Source organism: Curtobacterium sp. C1 (assembly GCF_021049325.1).
GTDB classification, from domain to species: Bacteria; Actinomycetota; Actinomycetes; order Actinomycetales; family Microbacteriaceae; genus Curtobacterium; species Curtobacterium citreum.
Map to the genome: position 1 here is coordinate 1,859,992 of NZ_CP088076.1, position 17,980 is coordinate 1,877,971.

The 17,980-nt window shown below is 71.9% G+C and carries 14 protein-coding genes; all 14 read right to left on the reverse strand.

Features of this window, described 5'->3' with window-relative positions:
- Positions 1 to 19 precede the first annotated feature (19 nt).
- Positions 20 to 1,105: a VIT1/CCC1 transporter family protein gene (locus LQK89_RS09030; RefSeq protein ID WP_376983463.1), complete on the reverse strand. Its 1,086-nt coding sequence runs from the start codon at positions 1,103 to 1,105 to the stop codon at positions 20 to 22.
- Between the two features lie 181 nt (positions 1,106 to 1,286).
- Complete coding sequence (pyk, locus tag LQK89_RS09035; protein WP_058742554.1) at positions 1,287 to 2,732, reverse strand: pyruvate kinase; 1,446 nt, start codon at positions 2,730 to 2,732, stop codon at positions 1,287 to 1,289.
- Between the two features lie 150 nt (positions 2,733 to 2,882).
- On the reverse strand, positions 2,883 to 4,340 hold the full coding sequence (locus LQK89_RS09040; protein WP_141861799.1) for a glutamate synthase subunit beta: 1,458 nt from the start codon (positions 4,338 to 4,340) through the stop codon (positions 2,883 to 2,885).
- On the reverse strand, positions 4,333 to 8,985 hold the full coding sequence (gene gltB / locus LQK89_RS09045) for a glutamate synthase large subunit (protein ID WP_269145892.1): 4,653 nt from the start codon (positions 8,983 to 8,985) through the stop codon (positions 4,333 to 4,335). Before gltB ends, LQK89_RS09040 begins: the two co-directional genes overlap by 8 nt.
- A gap of 239 nt (positions 8,986 to 9,224) precedes the next feature.
- Positions 9,225 to 10,220, reverse strand: coding sequence for a prolipoprotein diacylglyceryl transferase (gene lgt, locus LQK89_RS09050; protein ID WP_083520051.1), 996 nt, complete (start codon positions 10,218 to 10,220; stop codon positions 9,225 to 9,227).
- 217 nt (positions 10,221 to 10,437) lie between these two features.
- Complete coding sequence (gene trpA / locus LQK89_RS09055; RefSeq protein WP_114849960.1) at positions 10,438 to 11,241, reverse strand: tryptophan synthase subunit alpha; 804 nt, start codon at positions 11,239 to 11,241, stop codon at positions 10,438 to 10,440.
- Positions 11,238 to 12,452 (reverse strand): tryptophan synthase subunit beta, encoded by a 1,215-nt coding sequence (gene trpB / locus LQK89_RS09060; protein ID WP_175326713.1) that lies wholly within the window; start codon positions 12,450 to 12,452, stop codon positions 11,238 to 11,240. The genes trpA and trpB overlap by 4 nt, the downstream gene beginning before the upstream one ends.
- 67 nt (positions 12,453 to 12,519) lie before the next feature.
- A complete protein-coding gene (gene trpC / locus LQK89_RS09065) occupies positions 12,520 to 13,320 on the reverse strand; it encodes an indole-3-glycerol phosphate synthase TrpC (protein WP_231050770.1) in 801 nt (266 codons plus the stop codon).
- Between the two features lie 11 nt (positions 13,321 to 13,331).
- Complete coding sequence (locus tag LQK89_RS09070; RefSeq protein WP_058741461.1) at positions 13,332 to 13,571, reverse strand: DUF6704 family protein; 240 nt, start codon at positions 13,569 to 13,571, stop codon at positions 13,332 to 13,334.
- A complete protein-coding gene (locus LQK89_RS09075; RefSeq protein ID WP_231048915.1) occupies positions 13,568 to 14,254 on the reverse strand; it encodes a Trp biosynthesis-associated membrane protein in 687 nt (228 codons plus the stop codon). Before LQK89_RS09075 ends, LQK89_RS09070 begins: the two co-directional genes overlap by 4 nt.
- The gene (locus LQK89_RS09080; protein WP_231048916.1) at positions 14,251 to 15,777 is read right to left on the reverse strand and encodes an anthranilate synthase component I; all 1,527 of its coding nucleotides are present in this window, start codon (positions 15,775 to 15,777) and stop codon (positions 14,251 to 14,253) included. The genes LQK89_RS09075 and LQK89_RS09080 overlap by 4 nt, the downstream gene beginning before the upstream one ends.
- Positions 15,774 to 16,157, reverse strand: a complete 384-nt coding sequence (gene hisI, locus LQK89_RS09085) for a phosphoribosyl-AMP cyclohydrolase (protein ID WP_058741458.1) — start codon at positions 16,155 to 16,157, stop codon at positions 15,774 to 15,776. Before hisI ends, LQK89_RS09080 begins: the two co-directional genes overlap by 4 nt.
- 151 nt (positions 16,158 to 16,308) lie before the next feature.
- A complete protein-coding gene (gene hisF / locus LQK89_RS09090; protein WP_269145893.1) occupies positions 16,309 to 17,130 on the reverse strand; it encodes an imidazole glycerol phosphate synthase subunit HisF in 822 nt (273 codons plus the stop codon).
- On the reverse strand, positions 17,127 to 17,966 hold the full coding sequence (gene hisG / locus LQK89_RS09095) for an ATP phosphoribosyltransferase (RefSeq protein WP_231048917.1): 840 nt from the start codon (positions 17,964 to 17,966) through the stop codon (positions 17,127 to 17,129). Before hisG ends, hisF begins: the two co-directional genes overlap by 4 nt.
- Positions 17,967 to 17,980: the final 14 nt, after the last annotated feature.

A 17,980-nucleotide genomic window follows, 5' to 3' on the forward strand; every position in this document is an offset into this window, starting at 1 on the left:
CCGGACGCCTCCGCGCGTCCTACGCGCTCCCCGTCCCGAACAGCAGGCCGAGCCCGTACGTCACCGCGGCCGCACCGAACCCGATCGCGAGCTGCCGCAGGGCCCGGCGCAGCGGTGAAGCTCCGCTGAGCACCCCGACGACCGCGCCCGTCCCGAGCAGCGCGATCCCGACGAGCAGCGCCGCGAGCAGCACAGCCGCCCACCCCTCGAGCCCGAACAGGTACGGCAGCACCGGGATCACCGCACCCGACGCGAAGAACAGGAAGCTCGACACCGCCGCGCTCATGCCGTTGCCGACCGCCTCGTGTTCGTCCGGGCCGGTCGCCGACGGCACCGTCCGCCCGCCGAGGACCTCGTCCGCGTGCGCCTGCGCCTCGGTCTCGGTCATCCCGCGTGCCCGGTAGACCAGCGCCAGCTCGTTCGCGTCGACGTCGAGGTCGGCGACGGCCTGCCCGGCCTCGGGGTGCGGCGCCGAGGCGTCGAGCAGCTCCCGCTGCGACCGCACGGAGACGTACTCCCCCGCGCCCATCGACAGCGCACCGGCGAGCAGACCCGCGACGCCGCTCAGCAGGACGAAGTGGCGGTCAGCGCCGGACGCACTGATGCCGATGATGAGCGCCAGGTTCGACACGAGACCGTCGTTCGCGCCGAACACCGCCGCCCGGAACGTCCCGGACAGGCGCATCCGCCCCCGGTTCGCCAGCCCGCGGACCACCTCGCCGTGGATCCGCTCGTCGGCGGCCATCCGCGCCGTGGCGTCGTCGTCGTCGGCGTACGGCGAGCGGTCCTCGGCACGTTGCATGAGCGCGAGCACGAAGACCGAGCCGAACCGCTTCGCCAGCGCGGCGAGCACCCGGGTCCGCCAACTCCCCCGCAGCGGCCGCCCCACCCGGTCGCCGAGCAGGTCGATCCAGTGCTGCTCGTGCCGGCCCTCCGCCTCGGCGAGGGCCGCGAGGATCTCGCGCTCCTCACCCGTCCGTCGCGCGGCGAGGTTCCGGTAGACGGCGGCCTCCGCCCGCTCGTCGGCCAGGTAGCGGCGCCAGCGGCGCACGTCCGTCGCGGTGGGGGCGGAACGGTTCTCGTCCTGGAGGCTCACCCCACCGATCCTGCCCGCTCACGCCCGCGCGTGGACAGGTGGGTGCGCAGAGCGGGCGCGGCCGCGTCGTCGGGTGCGGCTCCGTTCCGGACGAGGGCGGGCGTGGGACGCGACAGGGCGCGGACCGGAGGCGGTGTGCGGAACCCACACCGTGCCTCCCGTCCGCGCCCTGTGGCGTGGTGACCGGGTGTCAGTCGCGCACGTAGGCCGGGGCGGCCTCGGCGTGCGCGTCACCGACGCGGTGCACGCGGAGGTCGTTCGTCGAGCCCTCGATGCCGGGAGGCGAACCAGCCGTCACGATGACGCGGTCGCCGGGGGCGGCCAGGCCGTTCTCGAGGAGGACGTCGTCCACCTGCGAGAAGAGCTCGTCGGTGTGGGTCTTCCGGTCGACCAGGAACGAACGGACGCCCCACGTGAGGGCCATGCGGCGACGCGTGGCCTCGTTCGGGGTGAACGCGATGATCGGCAGACCGTGGCGCAGACGCGACATGCGGCGGGCCGAGTCGCCGGACTCGGTGAAGACGCAGAGGTACGACGCCTCGGTGAACTCGGCGATCTCGACCGCGGCGAGGGTGATCGCACCACCGAGCGTGCGCGGCTTGGTGCCGAGCGGGGCGATGCGCTCGAGGCCGTGGTCCTCGGTGGACTCGACGATGCGGGCCATCGTGCGGACGGTCTGCACCGGGTACTCGCCGACGCTGGTCTCGCCCGAGAGCATGACCGCGTCCGCACCGTCGAGGACGGCGTTCGCGACGTCGGAGGTCTCGGCACGGGTGGGGATCGGCGACGAGATCATCGACTCGAGCATCTGCGTCGCGACGATGACCGGCTTCGCCATGCGGCGGCTCAGCTCGACGGCGCGCTTCTGCACGATCGGCACGGCCTCGAGCGGGAGCTCGACGCCGAGGTCACCGCGGGCGACCATGATGCTGTCGAACGCGTCGATGATCTCCTCGAGGGCGTCGACGGCCTGCGGCTTCTCGATCTTCGCGATGACGGGGAGGCGCTTGCCCTCCTCGTCCATGATCTCGTGCGCGCGGTCGACGTCGGCGGCGTTGCGCACGAACGACAGCGCGATGAGGTCGGCACCCTGGCGGATCGCCCAGCGGAGGTCGGCCTCGTCCTTCTCGCTCAGCGCGGGCACGTTGACCGCGACGCCGGGCAGGTTGATGCCCTTGTTGTTCGAGACGGTGCCGGCGACGACGACCTCGGTGCGCACGCGCACGCCGTCGGTGTCGAGCACGCGGAGCCGCACCCGGCCGTCGTCGATGAGCAGCGGGTCACCGGGCTTCACGTCCTGGGGCAGGCCCTTGAACGTCGTGCCGCAGATCTCCTTCGAGCCGGGCACGTCCTCGGTCGTGATGGTGAAGACGTCACCGACGGCGAGCTCGTGGGGGCCGTCCGCGAACCGGGCGAGGCGGATCTTCGGGCCCTGCAGGTCGACGAGGATCGCGACCGGCTTGCCGAGCTCCTCGGCGGCGCGACGGACGTTCTCGTAGTTGGCCTCGTGGACGCTGTAGTCACCGTGGCTGAGGTTGAGGCGGGCGACGTCGACGCCCGCTTCGATGATCTCCTTGACGGTCTCGTACTCCGACGTGGCGGGTCCGAGCGTCGAAACGATCTTTGCGCGTCTCAATGGATTCCTTCGTGTGGTGGATGGTGCTGGGGTTTCCGCGCTGTGGGGCCGCGCGGAACGACAGCAGGCCACCAGCACCCTATCGAGTGCCGGTGGCCTGCTGCTCACTGGCGGTCGTGCGTTCCCGTGTCGTTCACGTCGCCCGCCCGGTCAGACCGAGATGGCACGGTCGGTGGCCTTCACCGGTGCCGGCAGGATCGTCGAGCCCTCGAGGTACTCGTCGACCTTCGCGGCGGCGGCGCGGCCCTCGGCGATCGCCCAGACGATGAGCGACTGTCCGCGGCCGGCGTCCCCGGCGACGAACACGCCCGGCTCGTTGGTGGAGTAGTCGGCCTGGCGTGCGACCGCACCGGACGGCGTGGTCGGCAGCCCGAGCTGCGGCTCGAGCGTCTCGGTCTCCGGGCCGGTGAAGCCCATCGCGATGAGGACGAGGTCGGCGGGGATCTCGCGCTCGGTGCCGCTCTTCGGGACGCGGCGGCCGTCGACGTACTCGGTCTCGGCGACCCGGAGCGCCCGGACCTCGCCCGCGGCGTTCCCGAGGAACTCGACGGTCGACGCCAGGTAGTGCCGCTCGCCGCCCTCCTCGTGGGCGCTGGAGACCTCGAACACGGTCGGGAACATCGGCCACGGCTGGTCGGACGGACGCTCGAGCGGCGGCTGCTTGCCGATGGCCAGGTTCGTCACGCTCAGCGCGCCCTGCCGGTGCGCCGTGCCGATGCAGTCCGCGCCGGTGTCGCCGCCGCCGATCACGACGACGTGCTTGCCCTCGGCGGTCACCTGGTTGTCGACCGTGGTGCCCGCGTTCGTCTTGTTCTGCTGGACGAGGTAGTCCATCGCGTACTGCACGCCGGCCAGGTCGCGGCCGGGGATCGGCAGGTCGCGCGGGACGGTCGCGCCGGTCGCGACGACGACCGCGTCGTACCGGGACTTCAGGTCGTCCCAGGTGATGTCGACGCCGATCTCGACGCCTGCGCGGAAGCGGGTGCCCTCGGCCTGCATCTGGGCGAGGCGCGCGTCGATCTGGCGCTTCTCCATCTTGAAGTCCGGGATGCCGTAGCGGAGCAGGCCGCCGATGCGGTCGTCGCGCTCGTAGACGGCGACGGTGTGGCCGGCGCGCGTGAGCTGCTGCGCGGCGGCGAGGCCGGCGGGGCCGGACCCGACGACCGCCACGGTCTTGCCGGTCAGGCGCTCCGGCGGGTGCGGTGTGACCCAGCCGTTCTGGAACGCCTCGTCGATGATCGAGACCTCGACCTGCTTGATCGTGACCGGCGGCTGGTTGATGCCGAGCACGCAGGACGCCTCGCACGGTGCCGGGCAGAGCCGACCCGTGAACTCCGGGAAGTTGTTGGTCGCGTGCAGGCGCTCGATCGCCTGGCGGCCCTCGCCGCGCCACGTCAGGTCGTTCCACTCGGGGATGAGGTTCCCGAGCGGGCAACCCTGGTGGCAGAACGGGACGCCGCAGTCCATGCAGCGGCCGGCCTGGCGCTTGAGCGCGCCGGACTCCTGCTGCTCGTAGACCTCTTTCCAGTCCATGAGGCGGACGGGGACGGGTCGTCGTGCGGGGAGCTCGCGCTCCTGGACCTTGAGGAAGCCCTTCGGGTCAGCCACCGGTCACCTCCAAGATGCGGTTCCAAACGATGTCGCCGTCGGGGTCGAGCCCCTCGTCGACGGCCTGCTGGCGGGTCTCGAGCACGGCGGCGTAGTCCCGCGGCAGCACCTTCACGAAGGCGCTGAGGTCGCCGGACTCGAGCAGGTCGCCCGCCACGGTCGACCCGGTCTCGTCGTGGTGCTGCCGGAGCAGGTCCGTGACGATCTCGACGTCGGCGCTGTCGAGCTCCTCGAGTCGGAGCTCGCCGGTCGCCAGGGCGTCGGTGTTCACGTGCTCGCGACGGAGCCCCAGGACGTACGCCGTGCCACCGGACATGCCTGCGCCGAGGTTCCGGCCGGTCTCGCCGAGGATGAGCGCCAGACCGCCGGTCATGTACTCGAGCGCGTGGTCGCCCACACCCTCGACGACCGCGGTCGCCCCGGAGTTCCGGACCAGGAAGCGCTCGCCCACGACGCCGCGGATGAACATGCTGCCCTGGGTCGCGCCGTACCCGATGACGTTGCCCGCGATGACGTTCTCGGACGCCTCGAACGCGGACTCCGAGTCCGGGCGCACGACGATCGAGCCGCCCGACAGCCCCTTGCCGACGTAGTCGTTGCTGTCGCCCACGAGCCGGAGCGTGATGCCGGCGGGCAGGAACGCACCGAGCGACTGCCCGGCGGACCCGCGGAGCGTGATGTCGATCGACCCGGCGGGCAGGCCGTGCTCGCCGTGGCGGAGCGTGACCTCGTGCCCGAGCATCGTGCCGACGGCGCGCTCCGTGTTGCGGATCGGCAGGTCCAGCGCGATCGACCCGCCGTGCTCGAGCACGTCGGCGGTCTCGTGGATCAGCCGGACGTCGAAGTGCTCGTCGAGCTCGTGGTCCTGGTCGCGCAGGTGGCGACGGGGCTCGTCGCGAGCGAACTCCGGGCCGTGCAGCACCGGCGCGAGGTCGAGACCGGACGCCTTCCAGTGCTCGACGGCACGGTCGGTGTCGAGCGCGTCGACCTGGCCGATCGCCTCGTCCAGGCTGCGGAAGCCGAGCTCGGCGAGGAGCTCGCGGACTTCTTGAGCGATGAACTCGAAGAAGTTCACGACGAACTCGGGCTTGCCCGAGAAGCGCTTCCGGAGCTCCGGGTTCTGCGTCGCGACGCCCACCGGGCACGTGTCGAGGTGGCAGACCCGCATGAGGATGCAGCCCTCGACCACGAGCGGTGCGGTCGCGAAGCCGTACTCCTCTGCCCCGAGCAGCGCGGCCACGACCACGTCGCGCCCGGTCTTCATCTGCCCGTCGACCTGCACCACGACGCGGTCGCGCATGCCGTTCAGCATGAGCGTCTGCTGCGTCTCGGCCAGGCCGATCTCCCACGGGGTGCCGGCGTGCTTCAACGAGTTGAGCGGGGAGGCACCCGTGCCGCCGTCGTGCCCCGAGACGAGCACGACGTCGGCCAGCGCCTTCGTGACACCGGCGGCGACCGCGCCGATGCCGGACTGGCTCACGAGCTTGACGTGGACGCGCGCCGACGGGTTCGCCCGCTTCACGTCGAAGATCAGCTGCTTGAGGTCCTCGATCGAGTAGATGTCGTGGTGCGGCGGCGGCGAGATGAGCCCGACGCCCGCGGTGGCGTGCCGGGTCCGCGCGACCCAGGGGTACACCTTCGTCGGCGGGAGCTGGCCGCCCTCACCCGGCTTCGCACCCTGCGCCATCTTCAGCTGGATGTCGGTGGCGTGCGTCAGGTACATGCTCGTGACGCCGAAGCGGCCGGAGGCGACCTGCTTGATCGCACTGCGACGCTCCGGGTCGAGCAGGCGCTCGACGTCCTCGCCGCCCTCGCCCGTGTTCGAGCGGGCACCGAGGCGGTTCATCGCGATCGCGAGGGTCTCGTGCGCCTCTTGCGAGATCGAGCCGTAGGACATCGCACCGGTGTTGAACCGCTTGACGATCGACTCGATCGGCTCGACCTCGTCCAGCGGGATCGGCTGCCGGACGCCGTGGCGGAACCGGAAGAGCCCGCGGAGCGTCATGAGGTCCTCGGACTGGTCGTCGACCGCCCGGGAGTACTCGCGGAAGATGTCGTACCGGCGGGCGCGCGTCGCGTGCTGCAGGCGGAACACCGTGTCCGGGTTGAACAGGTGCGGCGGTCCCTCGCGGCGCCACTGGTACTCGCCGCCGGTCTGCAGGCGCTCGTGCGAGAGCACCGCGCCGTCCTGCGGGTACGCCTGGGCGTGGCGCTCGGCGTTCTCCTTCGCGATGACCTCGATCCCGACACCGCCGAGGATCGACGAGGTGCCGGTGAAGTACTTGTCGACGAACTCCTGGCTGAGCCCGACCGCCTCGAACGCCTGGGCGCCCGCGTAGCTGGAGACCGTCGAGATGCCCATCTTCGACATGATCTTCAGGACGCCCTTGCCGAGCGCCTTGATGACGTTCTTGACGGCTTGCTCAGGGGTGAGCCCGGTGATCATCCCGGAGCGCACGAGGTTCTCGCACGTCTCCATCGCCAGGTACGGGTTGATCGCGGACGCGCCGTAGCCGATCAGGGTCGCGACGTGGTGGACCTCGCGCACGTCGCCGGCCTCGACGATCAGCCCGACCTTCATGCGCTGCTCGGTCCGGATCAGGTGGTGGTGCACGGCGGCGAGCAGCAGGAGGCTCGGCACGGGGGCCTGCTCCGCGTTGCCGTCGCGGTCGGACAGCACGATGAACTGCTTGCCGGACTCGATCGCCGCGTCGACCTCGTCGCACACCGCGGCGATGCGCTTCTGCATCGCCTTCTTGCCGGCGTCGACGCGGTACAGGCCCTTGATCGTCACGGTGAGGTGCCGACCGGACGCCGTCTCGAAGTGCTGGATCTTCGCGAGCTCGTCGTTGTCGATGACCGGGAAGTCGAGCGTGATCTGCTTCGCGTGCTCGGGGCCGGCGTCGAGCAGGTTGCGCTCCGGGCCGAGGCCCATGCCCATCGAGGTGATGACCTGCTCGCGGATCGAGTCGAGCGGCGGGTTCGTCACCTGCGCGAACTGCTGCGTGAAGTAGTCGAACAGCAGACGGGGGCGCTCGGACAGCACCGCGATCGGCGTGTCCGAGCCCATCGCACCGAGCGGCTCGGCGCCGGTCTGCGCCATCGGCCGCAGCAGGATGCGGACTTCTTCCTCGGTGTAGCCGAAGGCGCGCTGGCGGCGGGTGACCGACGCGGGCGTGTGCACGATGTGCTCGCGGTCGGGCAGGTCGGACAGGTTGATCCGGCCCTCGTCGAGCCATTGGGCCCAGGGTCCGGACGCCGCGAGGTCGCGCTTGACCTCGTCGTCCTCGATGATCCGACCGGCCTCGGTGTCCACGACGAACATCCGACCGGGGCGCAGGCGGCCCTTGCGGACGACCTTGCCCGGCGGCACGTCGAGCACGCCGGTCTCCGACCCCATCACGATCAGGCCGTCGTCGGTGACGAGGAACCGGCCGGGACGCAGGCCGTTGCGGTCGAGCGTGGCGCCGACGATCGCACCGTCGGTGAACGTGATCGCGGCGGGGCCGTCCCACGGCTCCATGAGCATCGAGTGGTACTCGTAGAACGCCCGCAGGTCGGGGTCCATGCCGACCTGGTTCTCCCAGGCCTCCGGCACCATCATCGAGACCGCGTGCGGCAGGCTCCGCCCGGTCAGGGCGAGCAGCTCGAGGGTCTCGTCGAAGGACGCCGAGTCGCTCGCGCCGGGGCTGACGATCGGCAGCAGCGGTGCGAGGTCGCCGAGCAGCTCGCTCTCGAGCTGGGACTGGCGGGCGCGCATCCAGTTGCGGTTGCCGCGGACGGTGTTGATCTCGCCGTTGTGGGCGAGCGTGCGGAAGGGCTGCGCGAGCGGCCACGACGGGAAGGTGTTCGTGGAGTAGCGCGAGTGCACGATCGCGAGCTTCGAGGCGAACCGCTCGTCGCTGAGGTCCGGGTAGAACGGCTCGAGTTGGAGCGTCGTGACCATGCCCTTGTAGACCATGGTCCGGCTCGACAGCGACATGAAGTAGACCTCGAGCCCGTGCTCCGCGCGCTTGCGGAGGCGGAAGGCCTGACGGTCGAGGGCGATCCCGCTCCACGCGGCACCGTGCACGTCGTGCCGGGTGGACGCCACGAAGAGCTGCTCGAACGCCGGCATCGCCGCGCGGGCGAGCGTGCCGAGGACCTCGGGGCGGACCGGCACCGGACGCCAGCCGAGCACCCGGAGCCCCTCTTCGCGCGCGATCCGCTCGACGGCACCCTGCACCGCGTGCCGCTCGTCGTCGTCGGTCGGCAGGTAGGCCGTCCCGACCGCGTACTCCCCCGCTGCCGGCAGCTCGAAGTCGACCTCGTCGCGCAGGAACGCGTCCGGCACCTGGCACAGGATGCCCGCGCCGTCGCCGGTGCCCGCGTCCGATCCCACGGCACCGCGGTGCTCGAGGTTGCGCAGTGCACCGAGTGCGGCGTCGACGATGTCGTGGCCGGCCGTCCCGCGCAGGGTCGCCACCATCGCGAGACCGCAGGCGTCCTTCTCGTTCGCCGGGTCGTACGCGCCGGTCGCGTCCGGTACGGCGGAGAACCGCCGGTGCGCGGGCAGGAGTGCGTCGGTCGCACGCTGACCGAGTGCACGCTGGCCGAATGCACGCTGCGCGGCCTGGGCGGGGGTCGGGTGTGGCTGGAGCGCCATGGGGAACCGTCCTCACGAGGAAGTGGAACAGGGACGTCGGTGGCCCGGTGGTGCGTTCCGCCCGAGCGGGCGGGACTGGTGCCCGTGCACGTCGTCGAGGGTGTGCGCTCACGACGTGCGTGGTCGCGGCGTCGATGGTGACGACGCCGGCCGGTGCAGCGGGTCCGCGTGATCGGCGGGTGTCGACCGTGCGGCGGGTTGGGTGGTGCTGTTGCTCGTGTCGGCTGGTGGGCGCCGCGTTACTTCGCGGACCCGCCTGCCGGCACCGGATCGGAGCCCGTGACGGCCGCCGGAGCGTCGTCGTCGTGTTCCGACCAGGTGTCGTCCGAGTCTACATCGGAGGTCCGACGCGGCTGGCGTCCCGGGGCGTACGGGCTCGGTTCCTTGCCGGTGTGTCGCCGCGTCTGGACGATGAAGACGATGATGCCGATCAGGATCGCGGCGAAGGACGCCCACACGTTCGTCCGGATTCCGAAGAACGTCTCGCTCGTGTCGACGCGGATGGACTCGAGCACGGAACGGCCGGTGCCGTACCAGATCAGGTAGAGCGCCATGACCTTGCCCCACTGCAGGCGGAAGCGCTTGTCGAGCAGCAGGATCACGACGACGCCGCAGACGTTCCAGATGATCTCGTAGAGGAACGTCGGGTGGAACAGCGTGCCCTCGGGCAGGCCCTTCGGGAACGCCGGGTTCGACGACTCGATCTGCAGGCCCCACGGCAGGTTCGTCGGCATGCCGAAGAGCTCGTGGTTGAAGTAGTTGCCGAGCCGCCCGAACGCCTGGGCGAGCAGCACGCCGGGCGCGATCGCGTCGATCAGGGTCGTGAAGCGCAGGCCCACCTGGCGGCAGCCGATCCACGCCCCGACCGAGCCGAGGATGATCGCGCCGAAGATGGCCAGACCGCCCTCCCAGATGTAGAGGAAGGACAGCGGGTCGCGGCCCGGGCCGAAGTAGTCGCTGACGTGGGTGAACACGTGGAACAGGCGCCCGCCGATGATGCCGAACGGCACCGCCCAGATCGCGATGTCGATGATGATCCAGCGCTCGACGCCGCGGGCGTTGAGTCGGCGGTTCGCGAGCACCACGGCGGCGACGATCCCGAGCAGGATGCAGATCGCGTAGGCGTGGATGCGGAAGTCGAGGGGCAGCGAGAACCCGAACACGTCACGGAGCCAGGCCGTCAGGTCGAAGTACTGCCAGGCCGTGCTCGGGCTCGGGATGCTCAGGAGGGGCATGGAGGTGCTGTCGCCTTTCGGTGCTCTGCGTCCGCGGGACCGACGCCGGGTCGGCCCCGATCACTGTAGCGCGGGAACCGCGCCCGTCAGGAACGCTGCGGCCCGTCCTGTGGGAACTGTGACGGACGGGAGGCACGGTGCGGGTGACCGACGTCGGTCACCCGCACCGTGCCTCCCGTCCGGGGCGGCGGAGCCGCGGCGCTGCGCGCCTGCGCGCTCAGCGGCGCACGGCACCCGACGTCAGGTCGGCCGCACGGTCCGCGACGCCCTGGACGCCGAGGTCCGCGAGCGCACGCACGAACGCCGAACCGACGATCGCACCGTCGGCGTACTCGAGCACCTCGGTGACCTGGTCGGCCGTCGAGATGCCGAGACCGACACAGGTCCGGGCGACGCCCGCGTCGCGGAGCCGCGACACGACCGTCCGCGCCGCCGTGTCGACGCCGACGCGGGCACCGGTGACGCCCATCGTGGAGACCGCGTACACGAAGCCGCGGCTCGCCTGCACCGCCTGCTGCATCCGGGTGTCGGTGGAGGACGGCGCCGCGAGGAACACACGGTCGAGCCCGGTGCGCTCGGAGGCGTCGATCCAGGCGCGTCCCTCGTCGGGGATGAGGTCGGGCGTGATGAGACCGGACGCTCCGGAGGCCACGAGGTCGTCAGCGAACCGGTCGACGCCGTAGCGCAGCACCGGGTTCCAGTACGTCATGACGAGCACCGGCACGTCCGCGCGGCTCGTGATCTGCGCGACGGCGTCGAACACCTGCGCGACGCGGAAGCCGTTCGCCAGGCTCTCCTCAGCCGCGCGCTGGATGACGGGGCCGTCCATCACGGGGTCGGAGTACGGCAGGCCGAGCTCGATGACGTCGACGCCGTTCTCGGCGAGGGCGACCGCCGCGTCGACGCTCGTCTGCAGGTCCGGGAACCCGGCGGGCAGGTACCCGACGACGGCGCCAGCGCGCTCGGTGTTGGCGGCGTCGATCGTCGCGGCGACCGATCGGGTGGTCTCAGGGTTCGTCACAGCTGCACCGCGTTCTCGTCGAGGATCCCGAAGTAGCGGCTGGCGGACGCCACGTCCTTGTCGCCACGTCCGGACAGGTTGATCAGGATGACGCCGTCCGGACCCAGCTGCTTGCCGAGCTTGATCGCACCGGCCAGGGCGTGCGACGACTCGATCGCCGGCAGGATGCCCTCGGTGCGGCTGAGGAGCCGGAAGGCCTCCATCGCCTCGGTGTCGGTGATCGGCTCGTACGTGGCGCGACCGATCGACGCGAGGTAGGCGTGCTCGGGCCCGACGCTCGGGTAGTCGAGACCGGCCGAGATGCTGTGGCTCTCGATGGTCTGGCCGTCCTCGTCCTGCATCAGGTAGGACATCGTGCCCTGCAGCACGCCGGTGCGGCCGAGCGAGATGCTCGCGGCGTGCCGCCCCGTCTCGATGCCCTCGCCGCCGGCCTCGTAGCCGTGGAGCTCGACGGACTCGTCGTCGAGGAACGCCTCGAAGATGCCCATCGCGTTCGACCCGCCGCCCACACACGCGGCGACGGCGTCCGGCAGGCGACCGACACGGTCGAGGACCTGCTGACGGGCCTCTTCGCCGATCACCTTGTGGAACTCGCGGACCATCTCCGGGAACGGGTGCGGGCCCGCGACCGTGCCGAGCAGGTAGTGCGTCGACTCGACGTTGGCGACCCAGTCCCGCAGGGCGTCGTTGATCGCGTCCTTGAGCGTGCGCGATCCGGTCTCGACCGGGATCACCTCGGCGCCGAGCAGTCGCATCCGGGCGACGTTCAGCGCCTGACGCTCGGTGTCCACCGCGCCCATGTAGACGACGCAGTCCATGCCGAAGAGCGCCGCAGCGGTGGCCGTCGCGACGCCGTGCTGGCCGGCGCCGGTCTCGGCGATGAGGCGCGTCTTGCCGAGGCGCTTCGCGACGAGGGCCTGACCGAGCACGTTGTTGATCTTGTGCGAGCCGGTGTGGTTGAGGTCCTCGCGCTTGAGCAGGATCCGGGCACCGCCGGCGTGCTTCGCGAACCGGGGCGCCTCGGTGATGATCGACGGACGCCCGGTGTACTCGCGCTGGAGCGTGTCGAGCTCCTCGCGGAAGGCCGGGTCCGCCCAGGCCTCGCGGAAGGCCGTCTCGAGCTCGTCGAGGGCGAGGACCAGCGACTCGGGGACGAAGCGTCCGCCGAAGTCGCCGAAGTACGGTCCGTGCAGGTCACGCAGTGAGGTCACGATGGGTCTCCCGGATGGGGTCGGCGTGCGCCGTCGGGTGGACGGCTGCCGATGGGGACGGTGTCGGTCAGACCCGCGGGCGGCCGAGGCCGTCCGCGGCGTCGATGAACGACGAGAGGGTGGCGGCTGGGTCCGCGCCCGTGACGAGCGCCTCCCCCACCAGGACGACGTCGGCACCTGCGGCGCGGTAGTGCGCGACGTCGGCAGGACCGGCGACGGCGGACTCGGCGACGCGGACGACCCCGTCGGGGATCCGGTCGGCGAGCGACCCGAACAGGTCGCGGTCCAGCGAGAAGTCGGTCAGGTCGCGGGCGTTCACGCCGAGGATGCGCGCACCGGCGTCGAGGCCACGCGAGACCTCGTCCGCGGAGTGCGCCTCGACCAGGACGCGCATGCCGAGCTGCTCGGCCAGGTCGTGCAGCTCGACGAGCCGGGCCTGGTCGAGGGCGGCGACGATGAGCAGCACGAGATCGGCGCCGGCGGCGCGGGCCTCGACCACCTGGTACGGGTCCGCGATGAAGTCCTTGCGCAGCACCGGGACGCCGACGCGCGCCTTGACGGCCTCGAGGTCGGCGAGGCTGCCGAGGAACTTCCGTCCCTCGGTCAGGACGCTGATCGTCGAGGCGCCACCGCGCTCGTAGTCGGCGGCCAGGGCGGCCGGGTCCTCGATGGTGGCCATCGAGCCGCGGGACGGGCTCGCGCGCTTGACCTCGGCGAGGATCTTGACGCGGTCACCCGGGGCGAGGAAGTCGAGCGCGTCGAGGGGCGATGCCACCCGGTCGAGGTCGCGTTCGACGTCCGCGTACGGACGGTCGAGGCGACGGGCGGCGGCGTCCTCGAGGGCACCCGCGACGAGGGTCTCGAGCACGTTCGGCACGACTACTCCGCGTGGTGCTTGGGGACGAACTTCGGGCCGTCGACGCCGTAGCCGGCGCGCTTCATGACGGCACCGACGATGAGCCCGACGACCACGACCGCGGCGGAGGCCCAGACGCCCCACGCCAGGTCGAACCAGAAGAACAGCGTCCCGGCCGCGAACCCGATCAGCATGATCACGACGGCGGTCCAGGCGGCGGGCGAGTGGCCTTCGCCGAGTTCTGCGGGCTCAGTGTTGCTCACGGTGCTCCTCGTTCTGCTCCGGCGCCGTCATCCGATCGGCGCCGCTCCGATCCTACCGTGTCGGTCGTGGACGCCTCGTCCAGGACGGTCGGGTCGTCGCCCGCGCTGAGGTCGTCCCAGTCGGTGACGGCGTCGCGCACGGTCGGGGCCGCCGCACGGGCGTCGGCCGCCGCACCCGCGGTCGCCGCGCCGTACTTCCGGCTCGGCCCGGGCCACGACCGCTGCAGGACCAGGACGGCAACGCCGAGGAGCACGGCGAGGACGCCCCCGGCGATCCCGACGAGCGGCCACGGCGTCACGTCGACGCTCGACACCGCCCGGCGGACCGCGTCGATGTCGCTCACGCCGGCGACCTCGCCCACGGCACCCTTCGCCGCGGCGACCGGGTCGGCCAACGCGCTCACGCCGACCGCGACGACACCCGCGCCGAGCAGGACCTCGACCACGCCGAGCACGACGCGGAGCACCCGCCCCGCGATCGTCAGCGCGAGGAAGAGCGCCAGGCTCGCGATGGCGAGCGCGGTGTACTGCGGGACCGCGGCGGCCCCGTCGGCGACGACCCGGGACACGACGGCCGTCCCGGCGTGCAGGTGCACCGTGAACCAGGTCTGCGTCCACGAGAGCATCACGATGCCCGCGACGGCGAGCCCGGCGACGACGGTGATCGGTCGGGAGGGCTTCACGACCGGACCTCGCGCATGCGGTTGGCGGTCGCGACGGCGCGCAGCGGGGCCGCGGCCTTGTTGACCGCCTCGACGTGCTCGGTGTGCGGGTCGGAGTCCGCCACGAGCCCGGCGCCGGCCTGCACCCGGGCGACCCCGTCCTTGATGAGCGCCGTGCGGATCGCGATGGCCAGGTCGGCGTCACCGGCGAAGTCGAAGTACCCGACGACGCCCGCGTAGGCGCCGCGCTTCGCCGGTTCGAGCTCGTCGATGATCTCGAGGGCGCGCGGCTTCGGTGCCCCGGAGAGCGTGCCGGCCGGGAAGGTCGCACGGAAGACGTCGATCGCGGACGCTCCGGGACGCACAGCCCCCTCGACGCTCGACACCAGGTGCATGATGTGGCTGAAGCGCTCGACGGTCATGAACTCCGTGACCGCGACGGACCCCGGCTCGCACACCTTCTGCAGGTCGTTCCGGGCGAGGTCGACGAGCATCAGGTGCTCGGCGCGCTCCTTCGGGTCGGCGAGCAGTTCGTCGCCGAGCCGGACGTCCTCGACCGGGGTCGCCCCGCGGGGCCGCGACCCGGCGATCGGGTGGGTGATCGCCCGACCGTCCTGGACCTTCACGAGGGCCTCGGGCGAGGCACCCACGATCCAGAACCGCTCGTCGGCCGTGTCCGCGAGGGACAGGAAGTACATGTACGGGCTCGGGTTGAGCGTCCGGAGCACCCGGTAGACGTCGAGCGGGTCGGCCGTCACGTCGTGGTCGAACCGCTGCGAGATCACCACCTGGAACACGTCGCCGTCGCGGATGAAGTCCTTCGACCGCACCACCGAGGCCATGTACTCGTCCGGCGTCGAGCGGTGCCGCGGCGTCGGCTCGGCGATCTCGAACGCCTCGGCCACGGTGGCGACGCTCGGCGTGACCAGGTCGGCCTGCATCCGGTCGAGCCGGGACTGCGCGTCCTGCCACATCGTGTCGGCGTCGTCGGTGCCGTCGTTCAGCACGCTGGCGACGAGCAGCACGAGGCCGGTGCGGTGGTCGAGCGCGGCCAGCTCGGACACGAAGGCGAGCGCCTGACCGGGCACGTCGAAGTCGGCGTCCGGCACGTTCGGCAGGTGCTCGAGCTGCCGGACGGCCTCCCACCCGATGAACCCGACGGTCCCGCCGACGAGCGGCGGCGTCCCGGGGACGCGCGGGGTCGCCCAGCGCTCGTGCAGCCGCGCGAGCACCTCGAGCGGGGCGCCGTCGAGCGACCCGACGGCGCGCGACGCCGGGATGCCGGTGTCGATCCACGCGGCACGGTCGCCCTCCTGCGTGAGCACGCCGAAGCTCCGCACGCCGACGAACGACCAGCGCGACCAGAGGCCGCCCTGCCCCGCCGACTCGAGCAGGAAGGAGCCGGGGCGGCCGTCCGCGAGCTTGCGGTAGACCCCGACCGGGGTCTCGCTGTCGGCGTACAGCGCGCGGACGACGGGCACGACCCGGTGGCCGTCGAGCAGGGCGTCGAAGTCCGAGCGCGTGGTGCTGGTCGAGGTGCTCATCGCGTGGCCTCCGGTGCGGTCGCGGTCACGGGGTCGAGGGGGTCCACGTCGAAGCACCGGTGCGCGCCGGTGTGGCACGCGGCGCCGACCTGGTGCACGGTCACGAGCAGCGTGTCGTCGTCGCAGTCCAGGGCCGCGGCGCGCACGTACTGGGCGTGCCCGGAGGTGTCGCCCTTCCGCCAGTACTCGCGGCGCGAGCGGGACCAGAAGGTCACCCGCCCCTCGGTCAGGGTGCGGCGCAGGGCTTCGCGGTCCATCCAGCCGAGCATGAGGACGTCCTTCGTGGACTCCTCCTGCACGACGGCGGGGAGCAACCCGTCCGCACCGAACCGCGCGCGGTCGAGGACCGCTTCCGTGCTGGTGTCGGTGCTGTCGGTCATGAGGCTCCTAGCCTACGGCGTGGTCCGGGCCGGTCGGTGGTGGGACCGCGCCGGTCGGTCGAGGGGACGGACGGACGGACGGGAGGATCGTGGCGGGCCCGCCACGCGCCTCCCGTCCGGCCGTGGGGCGGCAGACCGCGGGACCGGGGCCTCAGCGGACGAGGTGACCCGCGGCGCGCAGCGCCGACTTGACGTCGCCGATCGTCATCTCACCCCGGTGGAAGACGCTCGCCGCGAGGACCGCGTCGGCCCCGGCGTCGACCGCCGGGGCGAAGTGGTCGAGGTGACCGGCGCCGCCCGAGGCGATGACGGGGACCGCGGAGACCCCGCGGACGGCGGCGACGAGTTCGAGGTCGAAGCCGTTCTTCGTTCCGTCGGCGTCGATCGAGTTCACGAGGAGCTCGCCCGCGCCACGCTCGACGCCCTCGCGCGCCCAGGCGATCGCGTCGAGGTCGGACTCGGTCCGCCCGCCGTGCGTCGTGACGACGAACCCGGACGGCATCCGGTCGCTCCGCTTGACGTCGAGCGACAGCACGACCGCCTGTGCGCCGAAGCGGTCCGCGATCTCGCCGACCAGGGCCGGGCGGGCGATCGCGGCGCTGTTCACGCCGATCTTGTCCGCGCCGCACTGCTGCAGGCGGGAGACGTCGTCGACGCTCCGGACCCCGCCGCCGACGGTGAGCGGGATGAAGACCTGCTCGGCGGTGCGGGTGACCGTCTCGTACATCGTCGCGCGGTTCTCGACCGTGGCGCCGACGTCCAGGAACGTGAGCTCGTCCGCGCCCTGCTCGTAGTAGCGGGCGGCCAGCTCGACGGGGTCGCCGGCGTCCTGCAGGTCGAGGAAGTTGACGCCCTTGACGACTCGGCCGCCGGAGACGTCGAGGCACGGGATGACCCGGACCGCGACACCGCCGGTCGCGGCGGTCGGCTCCGGGCTGCCGGTCGGCTCCGTGCCTTCGGCCGCGGCGTTCACAGGCGTGCGGCGTGGATCGGGCTGACCAGGATCGCCCGGGCGCCGAGGTCGTAGAGCGCGTCCATGATGAGGTTCGCGTCCTCGCGCGGGATCATCACGCGGACGGCGGACCAGTCACGGTCGTGCAGCGGCGACACCGTGGGCGACTCGATGCCGGACGCCACCGCGGTCGCCTGCTCGAGCAGGCCCGTCGGGATGTCGTAGTCGAGCATCACGTAGCCGCGGGCGACGAGCACGCCCTGCAGCCGGCGGCGGAGGACGTCGATGCCCGGGATGGTCTCGTCGGTCGAGATGAGCAGCGCGGTCGACTCGAGGATGACCGGGCCGAAGATCTCGAGGCCGGCCGCGCGGAGCGTGCTGCCCGTCGAGACGACGTCGGCGACCGCGTCGGCCACGCCGAGACGCACCGCGCTCTCCACCGCGCCGTCGAGCTTCACCAGGGTCGCCGTGACGCCGTGCTGGGCGAGGAACTCGCCGACCAGGCCCGGGTAGCTCGTCGCCACCCGGACGCCCTCGAGGTCCTGCAGCTCGGTGAACCGGCCGGGCGTGCCCGCGAAGCGGAAGGTCGAGTCGGCGAACCCGAGCGCGTCGACCTCGTGCGCCGCCGACCCGGAGTCGAGGAGCAGGTCGCGGCCGGTGACGCCGACGTCGAGTGCGCCGGAACCGACGTACGTGGCGATGTCCCGGGGCCGGAGGAAGAAGAACTCGACGCCGTTGCGCTCGTCGAGCAGGTGCAGCGCCTTCGGGTCGCGGCGACCGGCGTACCCGGCCTCCTTGAGCATCTCGGACGCGGTCTCGGACAGGGAGCCCTTGTTGGGCACGGCGATGCGGAGCATCAGGTGGTCTGCTT

Excerpts from the sequence above, each read along its gene's own strand:
- gltB (WP_269145892.1), bottom strand. The coding sequence starts at position 8,985 with ATGGCGCTCCAGCCACACCCGACCCCCGCCCAGGCCGCGCAGCGTGCA.
- lgt (WP_083520051.1), bottom strand. The coding sequence starts at position 10,220 with ATGCCCCTCCTGAGCATCCCGAGCCCGAGCACGGCCTGGCAGTACTTC.
- LQK89_RS09080 (WP_231048916.1), bottom strand. The coding sequence starts at position 15,777 with ATGAGCACCTCGACCAGCACCACGCGCTCGGACTTCGACGCCCTGCTC.
- hisI (WP_058741458.1), bottom strand. The coding sequence starts at position 16,157 with ATGACCGACAGCACCGACACCAGCACGGAAGCGGTCCTCGACCGCGCG.
- hisG (WP_231048917.1), bottom strand. The coding sequence starts at position 17,966 with ATGCTCCGCATCGCCGTGCCCAACAAGGGCTCCCTGTCCGAGACCGCG.